Source organism: Mucilaginibacter gynuensis (assembly GCF_039541195.1).
GTDB lineage: Bacteria > Bacteroidota > Bacteroidia > Sphingobacteriales > Sphingobacteriaceae > Mucilaginibacter > Mucilaginibacter gynuensis.
Genome location: NZ_BAABFT010000035.1, coordinates 1 through 9,388 on the forward strand (window position 1 = coordinate 1; position 9,388 = coordinate 9,388).

Annotated in this window: 7 protein-coding genes; all 7 read right to left on the reverse strand. The window is 42.1% G+C overall.

The features are described from left to right. Nucleotides 1-349: 349 nt before the first annotated feature. Nucleotides 350-2,005, reverse strand: a complete 1,656-nt coding sequence (recN, locus tag ABD894_RS27975) for a DNA repair protein RecN (protein WP_345214410.1) — start codon at nucleotides 2,003-2,005, stop codon at nucleotides 350-352. A 105-nt stretch (nucleotides 2,006-2,110) separates the two neighbouring features. Continuing rightward, a complete protein-coding gene (locus tag ABD894_RS27980; protein ID WP_345214411.1) occupies nucleotides 2,111-4,168 on the reverse strand; it encodes a M56 family metallopeptidase in 2,058 nt (685 codons plus the stop codon). Between the two features lie 6 nt (nucleotides 4,169-4,174). Next, complete coding sequence (locus tag ABD894_RS27985) at nucleotides 4,175-4,558, reverse strand: BlaI/MecI/CopY family transcriptional regulator (RefSeq protein ID WP_345214412.1); 384 nt, start codon at nucleotides 4,556-4,558, stop codon at nucleotides 4,175-4,177. Between the two features lie 245 nt (nucleotides 4,559-4,803). Continuing rightward, nucleotides 4,804-5,700, reverse strand: a complete 897-nt coding sequence (gene porD, locus ABD894_RS27990; RefSeq protein WP_345214413.1) for a type IX secretion system protein PorD — start codon at nucleotides 5,698-5,700, stop codon at nucleotides 4,804-4,806. Continuing rightward, nucleotides 5,697-6,899 (reverse strand): bifunctional phosphopantothenoylcysteine decarboxylase/phosphopantothenate--cysteine ligase CoaBC, encoded by a 1,203-nt coding sequence (gene coaBC / locus ABD894_RS27995; protein ID WP_345214414.1) that lies wholly within the window; start codon nucleotides 6,897-6,899, stop codon nucleotides 5,697-5,699. The genes porD and coaBC overlap by 4 nt, the downstream gene beginning before the upstream one ends. Before the next feature lie 106 nt (nucleotides 6,900-7,005). After that, a complete protein-coding gene (locus ABD894_RS28000) occupies nucleotides 7,006-7,341 on the reverse strand; it encodes a DNA-directed RNA polymerase subunit omega (protein ID WP_345214415.1) in 336 nt (111 codons plus the stop codon). An 8-nt stretch (nucleotides 7,342-7,349) separates the two neighbouring features. Next, nucleotides 7,350-8,282: an outer membrane protein assembly factor BamD gene (locus ABD894_RS28005; protein WP_345214416.1), complete on the reverse strand. Its 933-nt coding sequence runs from the start codon at nucleotides 8,280-8,282 to the stop codon at nucleotides 7,350-7,352. Between the last annotated feature and the right edge of the window lie 1,106 nt (nucleotides 8,283-9,388).

Sequence of the window (9,388 nt, forward strand, 5' to 3'; positions counted from 1 at the left end):
TTACTTTATTTAATAGTATGCACCCATCAACAACGTTTTGAACATTTGGACGGATATTGATAAGTTAATAATAATTGACCTCAACAGCCAATATTGTGCAACAGCCACTTTCTCTCAAAAGAAAAAAGTACCAAAAAAGATACTGAGCGTAGCGACCTCATGAACGCTTTAAAAAAACAAACAACAGTGAATAACGTCGCGGCTGCGCAAGAAACTACAAAGGTTGTGCTTAGGCAGGGCTTGTGCTACCCGTTCCTTACGATGCCGCATTTTCGGTCAACGGTGGAGTTGTCAGACTCTATACACCCTAAGAGCAACCAAGCACTTCAAAAATTCCCCCTTCAGGGGGTTAGGGGGTTAACAATTCCCGTGCATTTTGCAACGCGCTTTCGCCGGGTTTGTCGCCGCTGAGCATTTTGGCAATTTCGAGGATGCGTTCCTGCTGGTCGAGTTGTTTGATGCGGGTGTAGGTAACATCGGCCTGGTTATCCTTATACACAAAATAATGGCTCTGGCCTTTGCTGGCAATTTGCGGCAGGTGGGTTATGGTGATCACCTGCAGGTTTTTTGCGAGGCGTTCCATAATTTGGCCAACTTTATTCGCTACCTCGCCCGATACACCTGTATCTATTTCATCAAAAATGATGGTTGGCAGCGCGGTGTATGCCGCAATAAGCGATTTGATGCTCAGCATCACCCTCGAAAGCTCACCACCCGAAGCCACTTTGCTCATCTCGCCCAGTGAATGTCCCTTATTGGCGGAGAATAAAAAGCGAACTACATCGGTACCGGTTTTGGTAAACTCTGCTGTAGGGGTTAATTCCACTTTTAAAACCGAATTATTCATACCCATTTCGGCAAGTGAGCCTACCACCTGTTCTTGTATGGAAGGTATAGCCTTGGTACGATTAGCCGAAAGTTCGGCAGATAACTGCTCCAGGTCGGTTTTAATCGCGTCTATTTCTTTTTGCAGCTTTTCAATGGCATCGTCGCTAAACAGGGCTTGCTGTATCTTTTCCGACAGGTCATCCTGAATCTGCAATAACTCGGCATTAGTATTTACACGGTGCTTTTTTTGCAGGTTATAGATAATGCTTAACCTGGTATTCACCTCATCGGCACGCTGCTCGTTCGTGTGGGTTCGTTGTTCAATATTCTCTACCTCGGCCGCTATGTCTTTCAGTTCTATAATGGTACTGTTCAAGCGCTGGTGCAGATCTTCAATTTGCGGGTTAAATTTCTCCAATGCTGCTAACTGCTGACCGGCATCTTTTAACTGATTCAACACAGCTGCCTCACCATCCTGTAAAAGATAGTTGGCACCAAGCAAATTTCTCTTTATTTCTTCGGCATTGTTGAGCGCGTATAATTCCTGCTCCAATAATTCCTGCTCATCGGCGGCAAGTCCGGCTTTTTCCAGCTCGTCGTATTGAAACTGGAAGTAATCCAGGTCGGCCTTGGCCTTTTCGCTTTCGTCGGTAAGCTGTTTAAGGCGGGCTATTTCTTTTTTGTATAATTTATATTTGGTTTGATAGCTGCCTAATAACGCTGTATGCCCAGCTACGGAATCTACCACCAATAACTGAAATTCCGGATCGTTGATCTCCAGTGTGGCATGCTGCGAATGAATATCTATCAGCTTTTCGCCTATCTGTTTTAATATGGTAAGGTTAACCGGGGTGTCATTTATAAAAGCGCGCGATTTACCATCGGCCGCGATCTCCCGCCTCAATACGGTTTCGGCCTCATAATCCAGATCGTGCTCGTCAAATAATGAACGCAAATGGAAGTCGCCGATGCGGAACGAGCCCTCGATAACACATTTTTTTTGCTGGTTAAAAAAGTAACGGCTTTCGGCACGCTGACCTAATATCAGCGACAGCGCACCCAATATGATAGATTTACCTGCGCCGGTTTCACCTGTAAGTATGTTTAACCCCGCGTCGAAACCTATTTCGAGGTTATCTATCAGCGCGTAATTATTTATAGTGAGCTTTTGAAGCATAAAAAAAGTATCCTATTTTATTGAGGATACTAAATTACAAATTCAATGCCGAAGGTTAATATTAAATGCTAATAAACTTAGGCTTATGTTATTAACATTAGGGGCTTAGTTAGCGCTATCAGGCGAGGCGGCCGGTTCAGGCTGCTCGGGGTGTTCTGCTTTTTCGGGTTGTTCCGGGCGTTCAGGTTGCTCGGGCCTTTCGTCCACGTTAAAATTAGCATTGGTGCGCCATTGCTGTATTCTCTTTTTATATGCCGGGCTGTTAGTATAAGCGCGCATTTTTTCGCCTGCCTGCCTTAATAAAGCCTGTTGCTTTTTAATTTCGGGGTTGTTGTGGAATTCACGCATTTTATTGCCAAGCAAACGCATCTCTTCCTGCTGCTTTTTAATAGTTTGATTGTTAAATACTTTGCGTAAGCTATCGCCCAGGCTTATTAACCGGCTGTGTTGTTTCTTATACTCTTCGCTTTGATAATAGGCACGCATCTGATCGCCCAACTCGCGGATCTGGTCGCTTTGCTGTTTAATGTCTGGGGCATTAACATATTCACGTACGCTTTTGCTTAGCGTGCGTACAGCTTCCAAATGCTTGGTGTAATCGTCGGTACCGTATTTAGCCTTATCAAGCAGTTTGCTTTCTTTATCTAAGTTAGCTTCCAGCTTTTTGTATTCTGGGCTGTTGTAATACTTATCTATTTTGCCGCTCAATGCTTCTATTTGCTTGTTCAGCTTATCCATCTCGGGGCTGTTGCTCCATTTTTTATCAAATTCTTCGCTGCATTTATCCATATCGGCTTGCAGTTTCTTCATTTCCGGGCGATTGTAAAAGGCTTCAATATCGGCACCTTTTTTCTCCATCTCGTCGGTCAGCTTTTTAAACTGGGGGTTGTTGTAATACTTTTCAATAGCCTCGCCATATTTTTCCATCTGCGCCGATAGTTTCTCCATTTCCGGATCCTCTACATTATCGCTGTAGGTTATCCAGCTGTTCCCTTTTTTAATGGTGGTTGTTGTGGTAGTGGTACGGCGTTTCGCAGGCGTTGCTTTAACTGCCGTTTTTCTGGCGGTTTTCGCTTGCTTTTTAGGCACGGTGTCGGTAAACAGGTAGTGTGTTGCCAGCGGATTTACCACTTTCAAAGTTATCCTGTCGCTTTTTACTTCGGGATTCAGCCAGGCTATGCTGCCCAGGCTCGCTGCGAAAAGCAGCATTACGGCCATTATGTGGCGTACGTTTACGGTTAATTTCTTCGTTTTCATGATACGTTCAATTCGGTTAAGTAAATGATACTTTTTACCTGTGGCAGCCAGTGCCAGCTGTAAATTTCTCTCGCCGGTTTCTTCCAGCTTTAAAAGGGCACGGGCATATATTAAAGGAGTCCCCGTTGTGTTCACCACACAATCATCACAGCAATTTTCGCGCTCGCGGTGTATAAGCCGGTTAATAAGCAGCGAAAAGGGATTAAAGAAAAGCAATACCGAAATAAACTGCTGCAGCAAGTTTAACAGGTAATCGTTTCGCTTAATGTGCGATAGTTCGTGTAGTAAAATGGCTTCAACCTCATCGGTTGAAAGGTGGTTGGTGATAGAGAACGGCAGCAACAATATCGGTTTTAAATGACCGATAACGCTGGGCACATCTATCAAATGACTGTAATTAACAGCTACATATCTTTTAATATTCAGTTTGTCCGAAAAGTAGTTAACCGCTTCCATTATATCATCGGCAGGTATCAGCGATTGCTTAATGCGGCTGATGTTTTGCCAGGCCATGGTAAGCTTAACCATATTGAACAGAAAGCCTATAATATAAACTACCGCTATGTATGGCAGGTAGCTTTCTATCATGTAATAATAAGTGTGATCAATGCTTTCCACTACATTGCCCGCGTGTGGCAACAGATCGGGCAGGGCGGTGCCGGTAGCGGCTGTACTTTCAACGGGAAACCAGTTTACATTGCCAATCTCTGCAAACAAAGTAGCTATAAACCATGCCGTTAATGCAAACAGGGCAGCAAAACTGATATTGTGTTTTTTGGCCGATGACAGCGAAGGCGCGCACATCAGTACAAACTTTAACACCAGGAAGATCAATAATCCCTGCCATAGCGAGTGGATGATGGTGATACCTAAAACCTGGCTGATGTTTTGCATTAAGTTTTCCATGATAGGTTATTTTGTAGCTTGATCGAATTGTTCCAGATACTTTTTAATAGCGTCAATCTCTTCTTTTGATGTTTTGTGCTGACCAAGGGCCTGTATCACCAGTTCAGATGCCGAACCTTTAAATACGGTAGAGATAATCTTATCCAAAGCGGTTTTTTGTGCCTGCTCGCGGGTTACCAGTGCCTTGTATAAATGAGTTTTGGCGGTAGTGTCGCGCTCAACCATGCCTTTATCGTTCATGATCTGCATTAGTTTCAATGTGGTGGTGTAACCGGCATCTTTGCCTTTTGCCAATTCTTCATGCACATCGCGCACGGTACACTGGCCCATTTTCCACATCACCTGCAATATTTCCAGTTCGCTCTCGGTTGCTTTTATCTCGGTTGTCATATATATTACGAATCTCTTCGTACAAATATCTACGATGGAATTCGTATATGCAAATGTTTTGGAAAATATTTTTGAGATTTAAATAGATGGAGCATAATTAAACCCTGTCATGCTGAGGTACGAAGCATCTATTAGTGAGTTATACATAGCGAAGAGGATTCTTCACGATGTTCAGAATGACAGGGGAAAAATGATTTGATTCAAAGATGTATTTCGAGATGACAAATTAGGTATGGTATTCCCTACTAATTCTTTTGCAACACCTGGTACTTATTACCATTCCCCGGATCAGCTTGCAATAGAATATTATAGGCCGACATGCGTTCCTGTGGTTCGGCTTTGCTGTAGATGGATACCAGTTCGTTGCTTTTGGCGGTGTAAAATACCAGCGGGAACATGGAGCCGAGACGTTTGCGGTCGACTTCAGATAGAGAGGGTAATAGGGATGATATAGCTTTACGGCCTTTGGCTACGTTATCGGCCATTACATCCAAACCGTTGCGGTGATAATCATACACAAAACTACGCAGGGGATTATAGATCTTATTATTCAAATTTTCGGCCAGCCAGTACCGGTTAAGGTTACTGTCGAAAGCCTTCCAGCCTTTAAAAGACGCGGTCTGCGCGTTGATCACAATATTTTGTGCTGCCGCGAAATAAGGTGATCCGCCGAAACGGGAGAAGCTATCATAATCCATCCCAACAATTATGTAGGCGTAAAATGCCATTACCGCGCTTAAGTTGCTTTGAAAGTTTTGGTCGGTATAGTCAATGGTTTGGCCTTCGGTATAAGTAAAATCAAATTCGCGGTCGTTAATGTTGAGCAGGGTAGTAGTATAAGCCGAATTATAAACCGGGCGCGACGCCTGTACCTGCAGCTCGCCGCTAAAATTGCTTGCCCCATCCCAACTGGTTACGTTGAGTACAAAGGTGCAATCTATCTTTTCCTGCGGCAGTATTACATCGCCAGCCCATTTACGGCCATTCAAAAAATCGCGCATGGCGGTTTCTAATACTTCTAAAATGCGCTTGTTGGTGCTTTGTATTTTTGGGGAAACTACCTGTACACGGGCATTCAGGTCCTGCGCGGCAGCAGTAAAGCTCATGAGCAGGAACGCGAAATACAGTGTCAGTTTTTTCATTGGTTTATTAACTCGGCAACCTTTGCACAAATATCGCGGGCTACTTCCGTTTTTGATTTTAACGTAAATATAGTCTTTTGCAAATATTTATCTATCATGGTTATCTTATTGGTATCACTTTTAAAACCGGCGCCGGTATCATTAAGCGAGTTAAGGATAATAAGATCGAGATTTTTCTTCTTCAGTTTTTCGGTAGCGTATTGCTCCTCGTTCTCGGTTTCAAGCGCGAAACCTATCAGCAGCTGATGTGGCTGTTTGTGTTCGCCGAGGGTCTTTAATATATCGGTGGTCTTTTTCAGGTCGATATTTAAATGGTCATCCTGTTTTTTTATTTTCTGCGAAGCAATGGTAACCGGGGTATAATCGGCCACGGCCGCGCTCATGATGCAAAGTTTCGAATCGGGATAGTTATCCAAACAAGCCTCCAGCATTTCTGCTGCCGAAGTTACATTGATGCGTTTAACCGATGGCTGTTTACTTTGCTGTGCCGATGGTCCGCTGATGAGGGTAACAATAGCGCCCATGCTTGCCAGTTCATCAGCAATGGCAAAGCCCATCTTACCTGATGAATGATTGCCAATAAAGCGAACCGGATCAATAGCCTCGTAAGTAGGCCCGGCTGTAACCAGTATTTTATGACCCGCTAAAAGAAGTTTTTTTTTTATATCCGAAGCTAACAGGGAAATGATCTCTTCGGGTTCGGCCATACGGCCTTCACCATGCAAGCCGCTGGCCAGTTCGCCCTTGCCGGCAGGTATCAGTATATTGCCATAACCTTGCAGCCTGTTAATATTATTAACGGCGGCAGGGTGGCGATACATATCCAAATCCATGGCCGGGGCAAAATACACCGGGCATTTGGCCGAAAGGTAAACAGCGCAAAGCAAATTATCGCATAAGCCATTCGCCATTTTTGCCAGCGTATTGGCAGATGCCGGAGCTATCAACATAATATCGGCCCAAAGGCCAAGTTCAACATGATTGTCCCACTCACCATTCTCCGCATTAAAGTAATTAATGTGAACCGGGTTTTTAGATAGTGTGGATAAGGTTAACGGGGTAATGAAATTAGCGGCATCGGCAGTCATTACTACCTGCACCTTGGCACCGGCCTTAACCAACAACCTAACCAGCATTGCCGCCTTATAAGCCGCAATACTTCCGCATACACCTAAAACAACTTTTTTGCCCTCAAGCATGGGTGATAAATTAAAAATTCAAAAAACAAAAGTGCATATAATTATATGCACCTCCGCAGGCTTACGCCCTTTTTTGAATTTTGAATTTTAATTTTTTGAATTAAAATTATTGTTGCTCTTTGCTTGGATTACGATAATAGATCTTATCATCTAAAAACTCCTGTACTGCAACCAACGATGGTTTTGGCAGGCGCTCGTAGTATTTAGATATTTCTATTTGCTCGCGGTTTTCAAATACCTCTTCCAGGTTATCGTTTGATGAAGCAAACTCAGAAAGTTTTTGGTGTAACTCTTCCTTTATGTTGTTCGACAATTGATTTGCCCTTTTTGACATAATTACAAGTGACTCGTAAATATTGTCAGTCCCTTTATCCAGCTCACGTAAATCGCGGGTTACTGTACTGCTTGCAACAGCGGGTTTGTTATTTGTGTTAGTACTCATATCTTATGTTAATTTACTAATTCGGGATTTTTATCTTTTACTGACGGCGGTGTAGATTGGCTGTTTACCGAATCTTTTTCTGCCGCCTTTTTAGCTGCTTTCATGTTTAAGGTAGCCTGTGTCATCCAGTTTTTGGCATGTACTATACCGGCTTCGCTATCTTTCTTATAATCTTGTACAGTTTTAATGTACTTGCTTTGTGCAAATTTTTCAATAAACTCATCGGCAAATTCAATGGCCGATGTATAACGCTCTTCCTGTTTGGTTTCGTAACTGTTGTTAGCAAACAGGTACTGCGCCTTTACAATAAGGTATTCAATCTCTTCGGCATATTTAGTATCCGGGTAATCGCGCAGGGTGTTATTGAAAGAAATAACGGCCGCCTGGTAATCGCCTATAGTTAAATACAGCTTAGAGTTAGCGTATGATTTATCTTCCAGCTTATCGCGCAGGTTTTGGATCAGCTTACTGGCCTCTGCCACACGGTCGCTCTTAGGATAAAGGTTGATGAACAATTGCAGCGCCTCAATAGCCTTGCTGGTGTTTTCCTGATCGAGCGAGAATATCGGCGAATCAAGATAATAACAGTAAGCAGCCATAAAACGGCACTCTTCAGATCGTGTACTCGATGGGTAAGTATCCGCGAAGGTTTTAAAGTGATACCTTGCAGATGTATAATCCCTCATCTTATAGTTGGTATAAGCGTAATAATAGTAAAGATCCTCCGCCTGTTCCTGGCCACGGTAGCGCGGTACCAGAATTTCGAACAATTCAAGCGCCTTACCATAATCCTTTTTGTTATAGTACCTTATGGCTTCCTTATATTTCCTTGCGTTATCATTACTTGCTTTAAGCTTTTCAAATTTGCTTTTACAACCCGTAAAAGCAACAATTAAAACAATAAGCAAGCCCGAGAATAACGATAGTTGTTTTTTAAACATTTTGCAAAGATAGTTGAATATTATAAATCAGTCAATTATTTATTTAGTGGTTAAATATATAACGCTTAATTGGCTTGCCTTACATATACAGTATGCTTTTAACATCTTTTAACTATATACCTCAAAACACCTGTTTATATATTATATATAGGCAAATAACTGCTAAGTGTAGTATATAGTATATATAGGTAGTAAAACAGTGTATATATACTATATATAATAGAGTGTGCTGTACTTTAATAATTGTAAGCAGCATTATGGGAGATGTACTATATATAATATAGCTATATCTGCTTGCAAATGGAGTGTTACTTAGTTTGCAGATTAATACAATACTTTTTTATAAATGGCTATTTATAGCTGCCGACGGCCATAATCAACTTAAGTCGCTAAATGTTTGAGTTTGCTTGTGATTTTTTCATCTTGAAAACAAGGCAGTTGCGATGAAAGCGGAGAAAAAGGTGCGAATGATTTGTGTAGGAGAAAAAGAAACGTACCTTTGCAGCCCGCAAATAAGGAAAGCGGGATGTTCATTAAAGGGTTAAAAAGGGGTAAAAAAGCGGGCTAAAAAATTAAAAAAATAAAGTTTGCGAAACAGATAAAAGTTTCTACCTTTGCAGCCGCTTCCGGCGAGAGAGAAAAGAGGGAAAGAGAAGCGGAGAGGTAGAAAAAAGCAAGCTGAAAAAATAAAAAAATAAAGTTTGCAGAATAAATAAAAGTTTCTACCTTTGCAGCCGCTTCCGACGGGAAGGCCACCACAACGAAAGAAGGGTAGCCGGAACGAAAGGAAAGCAGAACAAAACACAAGGGTCTTAAAGCGATTTTAAGATCACCACAAACTGAAATATCTTCACTGCAATAGTGAAAATAAGATAAGCCAAACTGAGACAGGGCGGCGATAAAGTTCTTTAAGAGAAATAGAGAAAATCATGTAGCGTAACGGGCTAAGACAGGAATTGAAAGAGGAATGTTTTAGTGATGTATACGAAGAGAAAAAAGAAACCAATAACTTCATGTAACACTTTGGGGATACTGTAAAAGATACAGTGAGTAAAAGCTGGCAACTGCCGGTTGACTGCTTACAAATAATTACAGATTCTATTAGA

Excerpts from the sequence above, each read along its gene's own strand:
- porD (WP_345214413.1), bottom strand. The coding sequence starts at position 5,700 with ATGAAAAAACTGACACTGTATTTCGCGTTCCTGCTCATGAGCTTTACT.
- ABD894_RS28000 (WP_345214415.1), bottom strand. The coding sequence starts at position 7,341 with ATGAGTACTAACACAAATAACAAACCCGCTGTTGCAAGCAGTACAGTA.
- ABD894_RS27985 (WP_345214412.1), bottom strand. The coding sequence starts at position 4,558 with ATGACAACCGAGATAAAAGCAACCGAGAGCGAACTGGAAATATTGCAG.
- recN (WP_345214410.1), bottom strand. The coding sequence starts at position 2,005 with ATGCTTCAAAAGCTCACTATAAATAATTACGCGCTGATAGATAACCTC.
- ABD894_RS28005 (WP_345214416.1), bottom strand. The coding sequence starts at position 8,282 with ATGTTTAAAAAACAACTATCGTTATTCTCGGGCTTGCTTATTGTTTTA.
- coaBC (WP_345214414.1), bottom strand. The coding sequence starts at position 6,899 with ATGCTTGAGGGCAAAAAAGTTGTTTTAGGTGTATGCGGAAGTATTGCG.
- ABD894_RS27980 (WP_345214411.1), bottom strand. The coding sequence starts at position 4,168 with ATGGAAAACTTAATGCAAAACATCAGCCAGGTTTTAGGTATCACCATC.